The 15,623-nt window shown below is 41.9% G+C and carries 19 protein-coding genes and 2 tRNA genes; 3 read left to right on the top strand and 18 right to left on the bottom strand.

Annotation, left to right across the window (positions count from 1 at the left end):
- Positions 1-76: 76 nt before the first annotated feature.
- Positions 77-460, bottom strand: a complete 384-nt coding sequence (locus A7456_RS05090) for a hypothetical protein (RefSeq protein ID WP_066888821.1) — start codon at positions 458-460, stop codon at positions 77-79.
- 123 nt (positions 461-583) lie between these two features.
- Between A7456_RS05090 and A7456_RS05085 the strand changes: the two genes are divergently transcribed.
- Both A7456_RS05085 and A7456_RS05080 read left to right on the top strand, forming a co-directional pair.
- Positions 584-1,000 (top strand): helix-turn-helix transcriptional regulator, encoded by a 417-nt coding sequence (locus A7456_RS05085; RefSeq protein WP_067008236.1) that lies wholly within the window; start codon positions 584-586, stop codon positions 998-1,000.
- Positions 1,001-1,161: 161 nt separating this feature from the next.
- Positions 1,162-1,497 carry a hypothetical protein gene (locus A7456_RS05080; protein ID WP_066888825.1) on the top strand — a complete coding sequence of 112 codons (336 nt, stop codon included), beginning with the start codon at positions 1,162-1,164 and terminating at the stop codon, positions 1,495-1,497.
- 122 nt (positions 1,498-1,619) lie between these two features.
- Here the strand turns inward: A7456_RS05080 and secB are convergent, their stop codons facing one another.
- The 10 genes from secB to A7456_RS05030 all read right to left on the bottom strand — a co-directional run bounded on the left by secB (position 1,620) and on the right by A7456_RS05030 (position 8,817).
- On the bottom strand, positions 1,620-2,060 hold the full coding sequence (gene secB, locus A7456_RS05075) for a protein-export chaperone SecB (protein WP_066888827.1): 441 nt from the start codon (positions 2,058-2,060) through the stop codon (positions 1,620-1,622).
- Positions 2,061-2,205: 145 nt separating this feature from the next.
- The gene (grxC, locus tag A7456_RS05070; RefSeq protein ID WP_066888830.1) at positions 2,206-2,469 is read right to left on the bottom strand and encodes a glutaredoxin 3; all 264 of its coding nucleotides are present in this window, start codon (positions 2,467-2,469) and stop codon (positions 2,206-2,208) included.
- A gap of 101 nt (positions 2,470-2,570) precedes the next feature.
- On the bottom strand, positions 2,571-2,990 hold the full coding sequence (locus A7456_RS05065) for a rhodanese-like domain-containing protein (protein ID WP_067008233.1): 420 nt from the start codon (positions 2,988-2,990) through the stop codon (positions 2,571-2,573).
- A 73-nt stretch (positions 2,991-3,063) separates the two neighbouring features.
- Entirely contained in the window at positions 3,064-4,101 is a 1,038-nt protein-coding gene (gene rsgA, locus A7456_RS05060) for a ribosome small subunit-dependent GTPase A (protein ID WP_067008231.1), read from the bottom strand.
- A gap of 313 nt (positions 4,102-4,414) precedes the next feature.
- Positions 4,415-4,505 (bottom strand) — tRNA-Ser (locus A7456_RS05055).
- An 87-nt stretch (positions 4,506-4,592) separates the two neighbouring features.
- Positions 4,593-5,303: a YdcF family protein gene (locus A7456_RS05050; RefSeq protein WP_227713291.1), complete on the bottom strand. Its 711-nt coding sequence runs from the start codon at positions 5,301-5,303 to the stop codon at positions 4,593-4,595.
- Positions 5,300-6,349, bottom strand: coding sequence for a UDP-N-acetylmuramate dehydrogenase (murB, locus tag A7456_RS05045; RefSeq protein WP_067008626.1), 1,050 nt, complete (start codon positions 6,347-6,349; stop codon positions 5,300-5,302). Before murB ends, A7456_RS05050 begins: the two co-directional genes overlap by 4 nt.
- Complete coding sequence (locus A7456_RS05040) at positions 6,342-6,812, bottom strand: low molecular weight protein-tyrosine-phosphatase (protein ID WP_067008230.1); 471 nt, start codon at positions 6,810-6,812, stop codon at positions 6,342-6,344. Before A7456_RS05040 ends, murB begins: the two co-directional genes overlap by 8 nt.
- A gap of 61 nt (positions 6,813-6,873) precedes the next feature.
- Positions 6,874-7,917 carry a mechanosensitive ion channel family protein gene (locus A7456_RS05035; RefSeq protein ID WP_082995450.1) on the bottom strand — a complete coding sequence of 348 codons (1,044 nt, stop codon included), beginning with the start codon at positions 7,915-7,917 and terminating at the stop codon, positions 6,874-6,876.
- 24 nt (positions 7,918-7,941) lie between these two features.
- Positions 7,942-8,817: an energy transducer TonB gene (locus A7456_RS05030; protein WP_066892069.1), complete on the bottom strand. Its 876-nt coding sequence runs from the start codon at positions 8,815-8,817 to the stop codon at positions 7,942-7,944.
- Between the two features lie 151 nt (positions 8,818-8,968).
- Here A7456_RS05030 and A7456_RS05025 point away from each other — a divergent pair.
- Positions 8,969-9,059 (top strand) — tRNA-Ser (locus A7456_RS05025).
- Between the two features lie 37 nt (positions 9,060-9,096).
- Here the strand turns inward: A7456_RS05025 and A7456_RS05020 are convergent.
- From A7456_RS05020 to A7456_RS04990, 7 genes are all read right to left on the bottom strand, one after another.
- Positions 9,097-9,411 carry a DUF3817 domain-containing protein gene (locus tag A7456_RS05020; RefSeq protein WP_067008228.1) on the bottom strand — a complete coding sequence of 105 codons (315 nt, stop codon included), beginning with the start codon at positions 9,409-9,411 and terminating at the stop codon, positions 9,097-9,099.
- 114 nt (positions 9,412-9,525) lie between these two features.
- Positions 9,526-9,894 (bottom strand): MliC family protein, encoded by a 369-nt coding sequence (locus A7456_RS05015; RefSeq protein WP_067008225.1) that lies wholly within the window; start codon positions 9,892-9,894, stop codon positions 9,526-9,528.
- A gap of 123 nt (positions 9,895-10,017) precedes the next feature.
- Positions 10,018-11,100, bottom strand: coding sequence for an NYN domain-containing protein (locus A7456_RS05010; protein ID WP_067008222.1), 1,083 nt, complete (start codon positions 11,098-11,100; stop codon positions 10,018-10,020).
- A 1-nt stretch (position 11,101) separates the two neighbouring features.
- Positions 11,102-13,702, bottom strand: a complete 2,601-nt coding sequence (gene topA / locus A7456_RS05005) for a type I DNA topoisomerase (protein ID WP_067008622.1) — start codon at positions 13,700-13,702, stop codon at positions 11,102-11,104.
- Positions 13,703-13,928: 226 nt separating this feature from the next.
- Entirely contained in the window at positions 13,929-14,453 is a 525-nt protein-coding gene (locus A7456_RS05000; RefSeq protein WP_067008219.1) for a hypothetical protein, read from the bottom strand.
- A 120-nt stretch (positions 14,454-14,573) separates the two neighbouring features.
- Entirely contained in the window at positions 14,574-15,014 is a 441-nt protein-coding gene (locus A7456_RS04995; protein WP_066888849.1) for a roadblock/LC7 domain-containing protein, read from the bottom strand.
- 47 nt (positions 15,015-15,061) lie between these two features.
- Positions 15,062-15,589 (bottom strand): GTP-binding protein, encoded by a 528-nt coding sequence (locus tag A7456_RS04990; protein ID WP_066888851.1) that lies wholly within the window; start codon positions 15,587-15,589, stop codon positions 15,062-15,064.
- Between the last annotated feature and the right edge of the window lie 34 nt (positions 15,590-15,623).

The raw sequence follows: 15,623 nt of genomic DNA, 5'->3' as shown, positions 1-15,623 counted from the left end.
CACCTTAAACTTTAAATGACCATGTGCCAAATGCGATGTTTGAGCTGTTTTATATGTCAAATATCAGCACAACCCATCAAAAATAAAATACTTCGTCATCAGGATTATTATCTAATCGCTCGCCAAGCATTTGATCAATAATGGGTGTATATTTGATGGATTTTTCATTTAATCTTTGCTTAATCATCATTTTATTTTGTGGTGTATTTTGATGATTTAAAATACCAGTTATTATCCCTGCCCATTCATCAACCACTTTATCAATCAATACTCGTTTATGAGTATCCATACCGTCACTTTGCATCAGATTGACATAAGCAATCAAAAGCAGATAAGAGACTTCCTCTAATACACCAGAAGACCAGATGGATTGATGTTGGTAGCCAGAGATAATAAACTGATTGCCAATGATCTTTGTATGCCTTTTTAGCAGTGAGATGACTTGGGATATATCATTCATTTTAATGGAATTTAATTTGCCAAAAAATTTCTGATATGTTACAATAATTTACCCAAAAGTTGAACCAACCCACACTCTACATCTGCCAACTGACAGTAGTCTTTTATTAAAAATAGGTTTTTTATGATTGATTTTGACACCATTCGTGAACTTCGTGAAGAGCGTAACTGGACACAAGAACAAATGGCAGAAAAATTGGGGCTAACCCGCAATGGTTATGCTAAGATAGAGACAGGAAAAAGTACGCCTAGCCTAGAACGCTTAGATGAAATTGCAAGCCTATTTGGTGTTAAATTATTTGAACTGTTAAAACTTGACAGCAAAAGCGTGGTTTATCAAATCGGTGAGAATTATCACGGCAATAACAATTATTATAACAACAACGAAAAACTACAAGAACAGATTCATCAGTTGCACAACGACATAGAAAAGTTAAGACTAATCATCGCCCATAAAGATGAATTATTAAACCAAAAAGATGAGTACATCAAAATCTTAAAACACCTTGCAAAAGCTGATGATGAACTGCCAGAACTATAATAGTTTATTTATAAAAATAAAAAACCATGAATAATTATTATAAAAACCCCAAAAACCTGCCGTTTTGAAATTCTATAACCTTTACTTTATGTCATGATGTGCTTAGAATGTTCATGTTAATCATCATCAATCCTTTATTAATATCATCTAAGGAGCATATCATGACTTGCACCATTCACCCCAACCACGACCACGTTCATGGCGAAGGCTGTGGACATACTGCCATTGTTCATGACGACCATGTGGATTATCTGCATGATGGACATTTGCACCATCAGCATGGCGACCATGTTGATGAACACGTGCTAGAAATCAATCAGCAAAATCCTGATGAGTGCAACCAAGCTCATCACTGCCACGACCACGTTCATGGCGAAGGCTGTGGACATGACGCCATACCACATGGCGACCACATTTGTTATGTCGTGGATGGACGTTTGCACCATCAGCATGGCGACCATTGTGATGACCACGGTGCGATAGAGGTTGTTGCCTGATTTTTCAGATTTATCACGCCAAAAACCCCAAAAGCATGACTTTTGGGGTTTTTGTTATCCATCAAACATCATGAACGAATGAGACTTGACGGACATTTATAAATCAAAACTTCATCTAACAATTAGGCATTACCATCAGCTTGGGCTTGGCTTTGTAAAAATGCTTGATCAAAATTGACAGGAGCAAGTAAAAGCTGTGGGAAACTGCCACGTGCGATGATGTCACTGATGACCTCACGAGCATAAGGGAACAGCACATTGGGGCAATAAGCATTCAATAGGTGTGGCATGTCCGCCTCTGGGATATTACGTAGCAAGAAAATCCCTGCTTGTTGTACCTCAGCGATGAATGCGGTGCTATCTGCATTTTTGGCAGTAACGCTCACAGTCAATATCACCTCTTTGTGGTCTTCATCTAAATCAGAACTGGTCGTAGTCAAACCAATGTCCAACTCAGGTTGCCACTCTTTGGTAAACACCTCAGCACTTGGCACCTCCAATGAGATGTCCTTGACATAAATACGCTCTAAACCCAATTGTGGGGCGGTTTGTTCGTCAGCCATGATAGCCTCCTTTTAACTTAAAATACTTTTGACTCAAATGATAAACACACTCACCCAAATCAAAAAACCATTGATAAAGTCATCACAACCTCATCAGTTTGAAACATACAATGTCTCTATTATCAATCAAAAATTAACATTATTATTAATCAATACTTAACATTTTGTCAAGTCTGCCTTCTTTGTCTAATCTGTTAAGGTCATCAAAACCACCGATAAAAGTGTCGCCGATGAAAATCTTTGGCACAGTGCGATGATGATTGGTCTTAACAGCAACCTCTTCAAGCTCTGTTTGGTTCATCTTGGTTACATCAAATTCAGTATACACCACACCTTTATGCTCTAACAGTCGCTTGGCACTGATACAATAGGGGCAGGTTTGTTTAACATAAATGGTTACAGGTTGCATAATCATCCTACATGTTGTGAAATGTTATAAAATATTATGTACCGCTCTTATATAATGGTGAGTTTGAATATTTCAAGAGCGGTTTGAGAGGTGCTACAAGGTTATTTTTTTGCCGTTTTTACACCAACCAAAGGTAAGCCTTGTGCTTGATAATTAGCAATGCCTCCTTCTAGTCGCATGGCATTGGGTTTGCCGACCAGTTGCACCGCCATGCCCGCCTGCATGCCAATATCACAAATAAAGACGATGGGATTGGTCATCGCTTGTAACTCTGGCAGATGGTTTTTAAGCTCAGTAAAGGCAATGTTGCGAGAACCTGCGATATGCCCTGTGGCAAATTTATTGGCAGGACGAATGTCAATCAACGTCGCATTGTCATTATTAACCAACAATCCCAACGCTTGGGGGGAAATTTTCTTACCGCTGCGTTTATTCTCAATACTAAAAAACATGATAGCAAAGACAAAGAGCAGTCCGAATAAAAACGGGTGATTGCCCATAAACTCAAACCAACGTTCCATGGTTGCTCCAAAATTTTAAAAACTGATATTATACCTGTTATTTGTCATAATTGCACTCATTTTGGTTATTTTATCACGCTTGTCCCTGCTTGGCTTCTGCTACCATCTCATTAAAATTCTCAACACGCCAAGACAATACCACCCCATCCGCCACCGCCTGCCAAAATGCACAGCCTTTGGCATTGGGGGCGTGGCTACAATCTCGAAACTGACATGCACCATGCAAGTCATTGAGTTCATCAAATCCCTTTAAAATGTCATCTGCCGATAAGTGCCAAATGCCATATTCACGAATGCCGGGCGTATCAATGATTCCGCCCTTTGTCAAATCACCCATATCATAAGCAAGCAAGCGACTGGTTGTCGTGGTGTGCTGACCCAACTGCGAACCTACCGATATGATGTTCGTGGACTGCTTGGCATGGGGCAAGATGTGGTTTATCAGGCTAGACTTACCCACACCTGACTGCCCTGCAAAGATGGCAAGCCTGCCTTCAATGTGTGATTTTAATGTATCCAGCCCCATCATGTCCACACCAGAGCTTTGAATGACATCAAAACCGTATCTTCGCCCAAGTGATTGATATTCTTGATAAATCTGCACCACTTCTGGATGCTCATCTAACAAATCTGCCTTATTTAGTACCAACAGGGGTCTAATATTGGACAATCGTGCTACCAAAATATAACGGTCAATCAATCCTGTGGCAGGCTTAGGCAGGGGAGCAAAAACAATCACCAAAATTGCCACATTACTGGCAACAGGCTTGACCTTATGGTAGCGGTCAGGTCGTGTGATTAGGGTTGTGCGTGGCAGCAGCTGTTCAATGCGTCCTGTGCCTGCGATATCATCAAGGCTAAATTTAACCACATCGCCTGTGGTTAACATGGGCAGATTAGTGCGAGCATGACACCGCCATATCTGCCCAACCGTTAAAGATGCTTTTGGCATGATTTGGGGCAGGACGGTGATTTGAACGTCTAACTGCTTGCCAAAATGCGACACCACCACGCCTGTGGCAAAAGTACCATCATCGGTGATGGCTTCTTGGTTTTTTTTGATTTGACGGGTTTGGTTTTTGGTGAGTTTGCGTTTGCGGATAAGAGACATGATGACAAATGTGATGAATTTGAGTTATTGTAGCCCAAAACAGTCCAAAAATAAATGATTTTGCCCCAAATGGTGTGCTTTTGCTGGACTGATGATACAGGTTAAATCAGTGATTTTAACAGTTTTTGTTTTAATGTATCAACATTTTGAATTTTAAAGATTTAAATTTTAGTTTTAAAGATAAGTGTCCGCCCAAACAACACCTAACACTCATAAAACGTGCATCAATTACCCCTATGAACACTCTTTTTTGTCTTTTTCCCTTTTATTTTTGGTCAGAAAAAAACCGCCCAAAAGGACGGTTTTTCAATAATGGCGGAAGCTGAGAGATTCGAACTCTCGGTGGGCTATGAACCCACGCCGGTTTTCAAGACCGGTGCATTCAACCGCTCTGCCAAGCTTCCTTGGGTGCGTATTATAGCTAAATTTTTAAATAATGCAAGCCTTTTTTTGTGAATTTTTTAAATATTTTTAAAATAATGGGCGAAATTCTAAAAAAATATTTTTGGTTCACGTCTGGGTGTACTGATCTCTTCTAAACTAATCTCATCTGCCATGCGACAGTTATTTTGTGGTCGTAAAATGTCTCGTGCCAATGCCATCATTTCATAAATCGTTCGCCGTGAATGCACCCAATTATTATGCCCGTTGCCCCATGAAAGCGGTATAGTAAGCGGTGCAGGTTGTGGTATTGTGCTAATGCCAGCCTGTGCAAATTGTCGTCTTGCTCGTGCCATATGATAACGGTCAGTAACCAAATACACGCTCTCACCCAGTTCATGATGAGCAAGCAGTTTGGCGGTAAAAATGGCATTCTCACAAGTATTCATGCTGGCGTTATCGCTGATAATGAACGCTTGGGGGTGTTTTTCTTCAATATAGTCTTGAAGCCACGGCGATTCTACCCCACTGGTGATGATGGGCATGGTGCCATCATGAATACCAATGGCAGTATCAGCACGGCTTTGAGTGTAGTGATTTAGAGCAATCTTACCATCTTTTTTGATAAGTCCACCCCCCAATAACACGATGGCAGTCGGTGAATCATCATTTACGCTTAGGGTAGTTTTGCTAAATACATCAAGGACAAACACCCCAACGTTGGCAAAAATGGGCGTAAATACCGATAAAGCAGTCAGTCCACCGACGATTGTCAAGGTTGTTGTCGCTTGCCAAAGACGCTCTCGCCTCACACCCATCATACCACCCACACAGGTTCACGCACCAAAGTTATGCCAAACTTGTCCTGCACGGCACGCACGATAAATTCCTGAGCCGTGCGAATGTCATCTTGTGTGGCAATGTGTGGAGCATGATTGGTTAATACAAGGGCTTGCTTATCATATGTTAAAATTGGTGCCACACCCCCACCCTTTAATCCTGCCTGCTCAATGAGCCAGCCTGCGGGGATTTTTATCAAATCATCAGTGATGAGATGACCTGACAAATTGGCAAATTGTTCTTTTAAAATGGTAAATTGACTCATAGAAACAATCGGATTTTGAAAAAATGAACCACAATTTGCCAAAACAGCAGGGTCTGGCAGTTTACTTTGACGAATGCTAATGACTGCATGAAATACGTCAATGGGATGGGGGGCGTCTCGTTTGTTGTTGTTGGCAAATTCTTGTGCCAAACTTGCCAAATCACCATAATTTGTCAAGACCTTTGGGTCTTTGTGAAGGGTGAAAATGACATGGCTAATCAAATACCGTCCTGCATTGGCCTTAAAGAAACTGTAACGGTAACCAAACTGACACGCGGTGTTATCAAATTCATACCTTTGTCCATCTGTCAAATCATAAGCGATGACTTTTGTGATAAAATCAGAGACTTGCACGCCGTATGCTCCGATATTTTGCACAGGACACGCTCCTACAAGCCCTGGGATTAGAGCCAGATTTTCAAGACCAAAATAACCTTTATTCAGACATGTTTTTATCAAGTCATGCCAGTTTTCTCCACAAGCAACTTGCAAAGTGATGCCATCATTGGTCTCTTGCACAACTTCAATGCCTTGTATTTTGGGCATTAGTACAAGGGCATTGAGTACATTTGGCAAAATCACATTACTGCCATAGGATAGGACAAATAACGGCAACTCATGGCATTTGGCAAAATCTATGGCAGCAGCAATGTCATCACCAAGCGTATCGGCATCATCCAAAATCATCGCATGACAAGCAGTGCAAGAGAGTGCCATGGTGTTGTTGTGCGATAGGTCATGGTTGGGTATGATGTCAGCCATGATGATGACCATGTTGCCAATGTGTTAGCCATTGTTTGCTGACACGTTTAATATGCCCAAACATTATCCTAAAATCACCCAAATCGCCATAATAAGGGTCGGCAACTTCTTGTTTGGCAAAATCATCAAAAAGCAACACCTGTGCGGTAGCATCGTTTGGCATGACTTTTTTGATATTGGTTAAATTACTGTTATCCATCGCAAAAATCACGTCAAATTCATAAAAATCTTGCATGGATAATTGTCTTGCTCTAAGGTAAGATAAGTCAAAACCAAGCATGTTACCAACGTCTATCGCACGTGGGTCAGGCTTTTCGCCCACATGATGATTGCCCGTACCTGCTGAGTCAAAATGGATGCTAAGTCCTTGATTTTTTGCAAGTTTTTCCATAACTGCTTGGGCAGATGGGCTACGGCAAATATTACCAAGGCAGACAAAAAGAATGGATTTGGGCGTTGTCATAATAATCATTACCACCAATAAATGACCTAAATGAGCCAAAATAAAAATGATTGGTTACTGTCTACTTCATCTTATTTGAAAGTTCAATGTCTTTGGCTGTCATCAACATCTCATCAAGTCCATCAATCTGCAATGTCCGAACAGGAAAAGGAATGTTGATATTCCCCTCATCAAAGACATATTTGATGCGTTCTAACAGATCACAGTGTACCACCCACCAGTTATCATTATCGGTCCACAGATACAGGATAAGGTTCACCGAACTGTCAGCAAGTTCCGTTACACGCACAATGGGTTTGGGGTCTTTTAATACCAATTCATGCTCATCTGCAACTTGTATCATAAGATGGCGTGCGGTCTTGATATCGCTGTCATAACCGATACCCACAGCCACCTCCACACGGCGGTTAGGTAAAGATGAATAGTTGGTGCTTGCTGATGTCATGATGTCGCCGTTAGGGATGATGACCTCATGGTTATTGGGCGTTCGTATGCGAGTGCTTACCAAGGTAATCTCTTGAACAGTGCCTGTATGCCCTCCAATCTCCACATAGTCGCCACGGCGAAAAGGGTGAAATACCACAATCAGCACACCTGCCGCTAAGTTTGATACCTGATCTTTTAAGGACACACCAATGGCGACAGTCATGGCACCAAGTACCGCCACAAAAGAGGTGGTGCTAATACCAAGCTGGTTTAGCGATGCCAAAGTAACCGCTGCCAACATGACCCCATAGAGCAGATTACCCAAGAAGCTAACTGCTGTTGCATCTATTGAACCACGTACCATGGCATGTTTGGCAAGATTGACAATACGTTTACCAATCCATTTACCTACATAAAATATGATGATGGCAAGCATGGCCTTGATGGCAAATTCAGCAGAGTTGGCGATGAGCGTGCGAGTATCCACCGTAATACCGAGCAATTCTAGGGTATAATCACTGGCGGTCTCTACGGTTTTGGTCGTACCCGTAACAACCTCTCGGGTAGTCTCCGCCACCATCTCGCCTGTTTTTGATGCGGTGCTTTCTAGGCGTTCGGCGGACTGTTCGGCACTATTTTTCAGTTCGTCAAGAATCGGAGCGGGGGTTTGTTTTGTCATAATTTAGGGTTTATCAAAATTGTGTTAATTGGTTACTTCAATTTTATCACTATATCGCCATGTACGAATGATTCTAATCTCGCTAAGCTTACCCATCTCTTCATCAAAATGACCATAAGGAGCAGATTGACGAACCGATTGCTTGGCAGCTTCGTCTAATATGGCAGAACCTGACGATTCAAGCAGACGAATCGCTTTGACATAACCATCGGGTGAGATAATCACCATCAAACGAACATCGCCCATGATATTATTGCGACGTGCTTCATTGGGATAATATTGATTGGCGATACGCTCAACATGGCGACGAAAATTTTCCAAATATCCTGCCGCAACCCCATGTGTGGTTGCATTGCTATTAACCGTGTGAATGTTGGATTTGGATGAAAAAACTTGCTGTTTTTGAGACAGTTGAGCTTCAAGTGTACGAATTTTTTTACGAATACGTTCTTCTTGGGACTCCAAATCGTTTTGATTTTTTTTGGTATTGTTGTCATTTTGGTTGTTTACATAGCGGACAGACAGTGTGGTACGTAGATAATTTTCTTGGTAGGCCTCTTGACGGCTTTGTTTTTGCAAGTTAATAATGTCTTGGGTCTCCTCCATGTCATCACTGACATCAGGACTGATCATGGTTGTTTCTTGGCGTAACTGCTGACGCACCTCTCCGCCACCCTCTTGACTGGCATTTGCCACAAAGCGTGCTTCTTTATTTTTCTCTTTATTATCACTTAAAACCGTCGCCACTTCTTGTGCCATCTCATTGGACAACACATCTGCATTAAAACTCACCCCAAAAATCACAAAGACATGTACCGCCACTGCAATAACGGTCGCCATGGGAATGTCTGGATTTTTATCTTGTAGAATATGGCTTAGAAAATCAGGCAAGCTAGGCACAGGTTTTCTCTTAAATCAAAATGGTTAATATTCTATCTTAATTTGATAAAATTAACAAGTTGGCGATGGGCATTTTTCATCTTAAATCTTGTCCAATAACGAATAAAAAAGATGACAAAACTAAAAAAACCTGTTATAATTGTTAGGTATTGGTGACGTGGCTGAGTGGTTGAAAGCGCACGCCTGGAAAGTGTGTATACGTTAATAGCGTATCGAGAGTTCGAATCTCTCCGTCACCGCCATTTGTAAGCCCTGAATCTCATCAGGGTTTTTTACTCATCACTCATCTGTCGCATCCAGCAGTTTGGCATCTGCCAGTTCTAGCTTATGAATGTATCTTTCAAACCAAAATGGAACAAATGGCAAAACAGAAGCCACAAGTCCGATGACAAAAACTTTTAATGACCAGCCCTTTACCTGACACGCCAAAAGTAGCAGCACAATAAACAACACAAACATCGCCCCATGGAACATACCTGCATATGACACCAAAAATGGCTTGTCCATCATGTACTTTAAAGGCATGGCAATCCCCAAAAGCAGGATGAAGGATACCCCCTCCAAAAAACTCACCAAACGCAATAGCTTTGTCATGATTTTTCCTGATTTAAAAAGCGTTATTCATCAATAATAAAACAAAACAAATGATAAAACAAAACACCGAACGAGCGGTGTTTTGTATTGGTATCTTACAACTTAGGGCGTGCCTTATTGTGCAGTACAGCTTACCTCAGCTGTGCCGTGTACGCCTGGATAACTAAATATTGCCATGTCGCCTTTTTCATGCCATTCGCCACCATGACCGAAGATGCCAGTCTCTGACACATAACGTGAGCCTGACCCTCTCGTTGCAGCATTTAGAGTAGTGGTCGCACCTTGCAAAGTCAGTTCAACTTGGTTGTCATTGGGATAGTATAAAGATGGGGTCATGCCGTTATCGCACGAGAAAACCTTGGAAAATGGTTGATAATCTGGCAAAACAACCGCTGATGTGGCAGTTTGGTTAAGTGTTTTGGCGTTGTTACAGCCTGTTAGTGCAAGAGTAACAGCCGTTAGTACTAATGCAAATTTTTTCATGACAGCTCCTTAGAAGCGTGGTTAAAATAAAAAAGAAAATTAAAAATTAACTGGAAATTGATTAAAAGTAACTTAACCATTGTACGCAAAAATTGGATAAAATACAAGGTAATATTGTTGCAATTATTTCTCTTTTATTGATAGCAGTTTAATTTGTGTTTTATCTGCATTTAATTCAAAATATTTACTCTCAATGGCTTTGATAATTTCTTGAATATTTCGATAACCAAAAATTCTAGGATTAAAATCTGGATTTCTTTTGGCAATCTCAACTGCTAATGGATTAATAAACACCCATTTATTTAAACCACGATAATCTATAATTGTATCATGAATGATTTTTAACACTTTGATACTGGGTTTCTTCCTTACAAATTTTTGTGAACCCTCTAATTTTATCTCAAATAAATCTAATGATTGCAGTAATCCTGATAGTTTGGCACGCCCATAAGTTCTTGTGTCAAAATCAGGCTTAATGGTTGCCAAGTGATTGCCTAGCGTAGATAAATTTGCCCAACCATCATCATCCGCAACATCTTTGATGGATTTATAAATAAGTTGCAAAGTTGGCTCGTCTACCTCAACTTGTTGATTAGGCATGGTTGTTGGTTTTTGATTAATATCACTAGACGATTGTTTAGTGCTGTCTTTTGGCAGTGTATTTGCGTTGTCTGCTGTTTTATTTTTTTTCATCAGTAGTGATGAATTTTCCTTATTATCAAGTATTTCATTGGTATCATTTTCCACATAGTTTTGAGTTAGATTTTCTATATAAATAAATTTGTCGCACGCATTGATAAAAGCACTTGGTGTTTGGGTTTTGCCAAATCCATAAACCGTCAAGCCACTTTCACGAATACGACTGGCAAGCGGAGTAAAATCGCTGTCGCTTGATATAATACAAAAGCCATCTAATTGATTGCCATACAGCAAATCCATGGCATTGATGATAAGCATCATGTCCGTGGCATCTTTGCCTTTGGTGTAGGCAAACTGCTGAATGGGTGTAATGGCATGCGATAGCGAAACATCACGCCAAACGTGTAGGCGATTGGTTGGCTTGCCGTTTTCATTAATCTCGCCACTCCAATCGCCATAGACACGCTTGACGATTGGCACGCCATATTTGGCAATCTCTTGTAGTACAAGCCCTATGGTCTTGTGAGATGTATTATCTGCATCAATGAGTACCGCCAACTTTTTCATATCACTCACTCACCCAAGCCCCATTTTGCCACATCAACGCAAATTTGGTTGCCTTACCGTCTTTTTCTGAACCGACATATTGCTGTGCATTTTTGCGAGACCATCTTAAAATGGTCGGATTACCATCAGGGTCGGTTGTAGGGGCAGAGAGTAAATAATGAAATTTAGGGTCAAGCTCGCCTTGTATGGCTTGTAATTCTGCCACTTTGGGTGGACGAGTTTCACGGATTTTGGGGAACTTGCTCGCTGCCAAAAACAGCCCAGCCGCTCCTTCTCGCAAGATATAATGGTCATCAAACCGTACTGAACGTAAATGTGGCATTAAAATGGGCGTCATGCGTGGCGGTGCAGGTTGTCCGTCTTTTTGGACTTTGCGGGTGTTGTCGCATTTTTGGCAAGCAAAATACGCCCCAAATCGCCCCGTTTTTAGCTCCATTTGCCCATCGCATTTGTCGCAGTCAATGGTTGGTGCGTCATTGCCTTTGTGGGTTTCAAACACGCCTTTTTCTAAGAGATAGCCATCACAATCAGGGTTATTACCACAAACGTGCAACTTTAATCCCCCATCCACGATATAACCATCCATCGCTGTGTGGCATTTAGGGCAACGCTTCTTTTCAAGCAATGACAAAATCTCATCCGACTCATTGTCTGATTTATCTGATGTTTGATTGGCAAAAGCCTCTACCGCCATGAGATTTTTTGTTCCCTTACACCGCTCTTTTGGTGGCAAGTGATAGCCTGTGCAACCCAAAAACACGCCCGTGCCACCTGTGCGAATCTGCATGGGGCGACCGCACAAATCGCAATGCACGTCAGGCACGTCTGTGGGGTCATTGGGTTTCATGCCATCTTTGGCTTTGGCGGTTTCTAATCTGCCCTTAAAATCACCGTAAAACTCATCAAGCACCGCCTTATAATCCACATTCCCTTCTGCCACATGGTCAAGTTTATCCTCCAAATTGGCGGTAAAAGTGTAGTCCATAAGGTCAGGAAAACTGCCTGTCAAGCGGTCGGTTACAATGTCGCCCATTTTTTCGGCAAATAGGCGTTTGTTTTCGGTGCGGACATAGCCACGCTCTTGAATGGTGGAGATGATAGATGCGTAAGTAGATGGTCGCCCAATGCCACGTTTTTCAAGCTCTTTTACAAGACTCGCTTCGGTGTAGCGAGCGGGCGGTTTGGTAAAATGCTGGCTTGGGATAATCTCGTTTACCATCAAACTCTCGCCCACTTTGACATCAGGCAGTAGCACATCATCACTTTTGGCAGGAGGTTGGGCTTTGGTGTAGCCATCAAAGGTCATGACACGCCCTTTTGCCTTTAATTCTACATTGCCAGATGATACAGTCAAGGTCATGGACAGATAGCGGGCAGGAGGCATTTGGCATGCCACAAACTGTCGCCAAATCAACTCATAAAGTCTTTGGGCGTCTGGTTCCATGTCGTTTAGATGAACCGACAGCACCGATACATCGGACGGACGAATGGCCTCATGGGCTTCTTGGGCATTTTGTTTATTGCCATAGACATTGGGGTTTTTTGGTAGATATTGACTGCCATAATTAGATTCAATATACGTACGCACACTTGATAAAGCATCTGCACTTAAAAATGTACTGTCAGTACGCATATAGGTAATATGACCTGCTTCATACAGACGTTGGGCAAGTAGCATTGTTTTTTTGACGTTAAAGCCCAAACGTGTGCTTGCTGATTGCTGTAAGGTGGATGTGATAAAAGGGGCGGACGGCTTGGATTGAGTGGGTTTTTGCTCACGTTGGCAGACGATGAAGGGATTGGCGTTTAAAACATCAACGACCGCTTTCGCTTCATATTCATTGGCAAGGCTTAACTCTTTACCATCTTGACGGATGGCTTCTAGGTAAATACCCTCCTTTGAATCACTTAGAGTGTCAGCATGAATTTGCCAATATTCAGTGGGGGTAAAGGCACGAATTTCACACTCTTTTTCCACAACAAGGCGAGTTGCAACCGACTGCACACGCCCAGCTGACAGGCCACGAGCGACCTTTGCCCATAAAAGCGGCGACACCATAAAACCAACCACACGGTCTAAGAATCGACGTGCTTGCTGGGCATTGACACGGTCATAATTTAGGTGAATGGGGTGTTCAAAAGCTTCGGTGATGGCAGATTTGGTAATCTCATTGAACACCACACGGCGATACTTGCTGTCTGCCCCCCCAATGACCTCTTTTAAGTGCCACGCAATCGCTTCTCCTTCACGGTCTAAGTCTGTTGCCAAATAAATGGTATCAGCGTCTTTGGCAAGTGCCTTTAACTCTTTGATGACTTTGGTTTTGTTGGGCAAAATCTCATAATGAGCCTGCCAGTCATTTTCAGGATTGACCCCCATACGGCGAACCAAAGCATTGTATGCCTTTTGTTCACGAGACAGTCCCATTTCATCGGCTTTTTTAACCTTACCCGCTCCTGAGACAGGCAAATCACGCACATGACCCACGCTAGAACGCACGATATAATCTGAACCCAGATATTTATTAATGGTTTTGGCTTTGGCAGGCGACTCAACAATAACCAAAGACTTAGCTTTGCCTGATACAGAGCCATCAGCCATGCCATTCTTGGCGGTTTTGGTTGTTTTTTTGGTGGTTTTGGTGGCTTTGATGGTATTTTTGGTGCGTGTGTTGGGTTTTTTAGGGAGTGCCATGAGTTGCCTATTTCTCTTATAATATATAATATGAAAGTGTTCACTTTATAAGGTGGCTTTGATGTTTTGTCAATAGCCAGATGAAATATTTTAACAATTTTATGCTTAAATGGTTATGAAATGGGAGCAATCTTTATGGGTTGGCATGATGCACATTTTGCAAAAATACTTTTAGTGCCAACAAATCTTGCTCTATCATTGTCATCACCTGTTCATCTTTGATGGCAAAACTTTTGGCGTATTTTTCATCTTGCCAGTAGATGCTAATACTATTGGCTTTGGTGGTCAGTCCTTGAATATGGGGTAACAGCGACCTGGGGGGTATCTCTAAATTGATGGACGCACCATCTTCGTTTTGCCAATCGCCCCCTGTCCATAGCAAGCGTTTGGCGGGCAGTTGCCAGTCATCATTGATGATGGTATATTTAGCCATCATGTCATGACTGGCTAAGGCTTGTGTACTCTGTCCATCATATCCATCATGCCTGTGATTTTTTAGCCAATCGGGCATGGCAACCAGCTTAGGATGCAACTCCATCTTACGAGCAACCATTCGCATATTACCCACGCGAACCTCGCTCATCTTTGGTTTTAAGCTCATGATATTACCAAGCACAAAAAGCATGGCAATGATGATGATAATAGTCCCAATACTCATGGTCAGCCCTGCCTATTTTTTGGCTTTTGCACTAAGGTCAGTCAAACATTAATCCATCAAGCACTATATGGCTAAAATCAGCTTTTTGTGATAAAATGATGTCGATTGGTCAGCGGTTACTTATTTGCCATGGTGCTGACTGTCAAGCTCTACCAAGCGAGCGGTTGCTTTATTCATGGCATGCATGATTTGCCCAAGCAGTACTTGCTGTTTGGTTACCACAATCAAAATCATGGGCTGGTTGGCATTTGGCACAGAACTGATCATGATTTTACCATTTTCAGCATCCAAAATCACCGAACGACATCCTGTCAACTGTGCTTCGGCAGTCAAAGCTTGTACCAATGCCAAAATAGATGAACCAACCGCTGAGAGTTTATTGCCATCATAGTTTTTTTGAAAAATGGATGACACCTCAAAACCATCAGTTGATGCCAATAACACGCCATCCACACCCGTGGTAGAATGTAACAATTCATGCAAAGTCTCTTTGGAGAGCGTAACGAACTGTTCGGCAGGTTTGATGCGATTAGAATCCAATTTAAAAGGACTAAGACTCATGATATTACTCCAATATGTTTATTTTTGTATCAGTATTATGACATCAATCATTCAGATTGTTCTAAACTGGCGATGATGCTCTCAACGAGTAATAAAACATCTTCACGTTTACGCATGTCCACAGGAAATAGCGGTAAATTACGTCCAATACCTGCCAAATAATCACGATAAATAGAAAGCTCACGCTCAGGCATTTTATCAACCTGACTAACACCAAGGACGATACGACCATCATAAATGTCATCAAAAATCTTTAAATAGTGCGTCAAATCCGCCACAGGGTCAGCCGCTGAATGGTCAATCAAAATCACCACACCCAAAGCACCTTGCGATAAAATGGGCCAAATAAATTTAAAACGCTCCTGACCTGGGGTGCCATACAGTCCAATACTTGCCCCACCATCAACGGTAAGCTCACCGTAATCCATACCAACCGTGGTCAAGAGCTTAGCGTTGGTGTCAAGGTCGGTGTTCATAACCTCTGTTGAGACAACAGGAATGTCGGAGAGGCTAGAAATGGCTTGGGTCTTACCTGCACCCATCGGACCACTAAATACGATTTTTAGACGCTGCATAAATACTACCTAAATAATAAATACAAATAATGAC

It is taken from the genome of Moraxella nonliquefaciens (assembly GCF_001679005.1).
GTDB lineage: Bacteria > Pseudomonadota > Gammaproteobacteria > Pseudomonadales > Moraxellaceae > Moraxella > Moraxella nonliquefaciens.
The sequence above is the reverse complement of the archived record's forward strand: the minus strand, read 5'-3'. Positions and strand labels throughout refer to the sequence as shown.

Coding starts and splice junctions, on each gene's coding strand:
- A7456_RS04990 (WP_066888851.1), bottom strand. CDS start 15,589: ATGCAGCGTCTAAAAATCGTATTTAGTGGTCCGATGGGTGCAGGTAAG.
- rsgA (WP_067008231.1), bottom strand. CDS start 4,101: ATGTCTCTTATCCGCAAACGCAAACTCACCAAAAACCAAACCCGTCAA.
- A7456_RS05065 (WP_067008233.1), bottom strand. CDS start 2,990: ATGGAACGTTGGTTTGAGTTTATGGGCAATCACCCGTTTTTATTCGGA.
- A7456_RS05015 (WP_067008225.1), bottom strand. CDS start 9,894: ATGAAAAAATTTGCATTAGTACTAACGGCTGTTACTCTTGCACTAACA.
- A7456_RS05020 (WP_067008228.1), bottom strand. CDS start 9,411: ATGACAAAGCTATTGCGTTTGGTGAGTTTTTTGGAGGGGGTATCCTTC.
- A7456_RS05080 (WP_066888825.1), top strand. CDS start 1,162: ATGACTTGCACCATTCACCCCAACCACGACCACGTTCATGGCGAAGGC.
- A7456_RS05090 (WP_066888821.1), bottom strand. CDS start 460: ATGAATGATATATCCCAAGTCATCTCACTGCTAAAAAGGCATACAAAG.
- murB (WP_067008626.1), bottom strand. CDS start 6,349: ATGGCTGACATCATACCCAACCATGACCTATCGCACAACAACACCATG.
- secB (WP_066888827.1), bottom strand. CDS start 2,060: ATGGCTGACGAACAAACCGCCCCACAATTGGGTTTAGAGCGTATTTAT.
- topA (WP_067008622.1), bottom strand. CDS start 13,702: ATGGCTGATGGCTCTGTATCAGGCAAAGCTAAGTCTTTGGTTATTGTT.
- A7456_RS05040 (WP_067008230.1), bottom strand. CDS start 6,812: ATGACAACGCCCAAATCCATTCTTTTTGTCTGCCTTGGTAATATTTGC.
- A7456_RS05000 (WP_067008219.1), bottom strand. CDS start 14,453: ATGAGTATTGGGACTATTATCATCATCATTGCCATGCTTTTTGTGCTT.
- grxC (WP_066888830.1), bottom strand. CDS start 2,469: ATGCAACCTGTAACCATTTATGTTAAACAAACCTGCCCCTATTGTATC.
- A7456_RS05085 (WP_067008236.1), top strand. CDS start 584: ATGATTGATTTTGACACCATTCGTGAACTTCGTGAAGAGCGTAACTGG.
- A7456_RS05010 (WP_067008222.1), bottom strand. CDS start 11,100: ATGAAAAAGTTGGCGGTACTCATTGATGCAGATAATACATCTCACAAG.
- A7456_RS04995 (WP_066888849.1), bottom strand. CDS start 15,014: ATGAGTCTTAGTCCTTTTAAATTGGATTCTAATCGCATCAAACCTGCC.
- A7456_RS05035 (WP_082995450.1), bottom strand. CDS start 7,917: ATGACAAAACAAACCCCCGCTCCGATTCTTGACGAACTGAAAAATAGT.
- A7456_RS05050 (WP_227713291.1), bottom strand. CDS start 5,303: ATGATGGGTGTGAGGCGAGAGCGTCTTTGGCAAGCGACAACAACCTTG.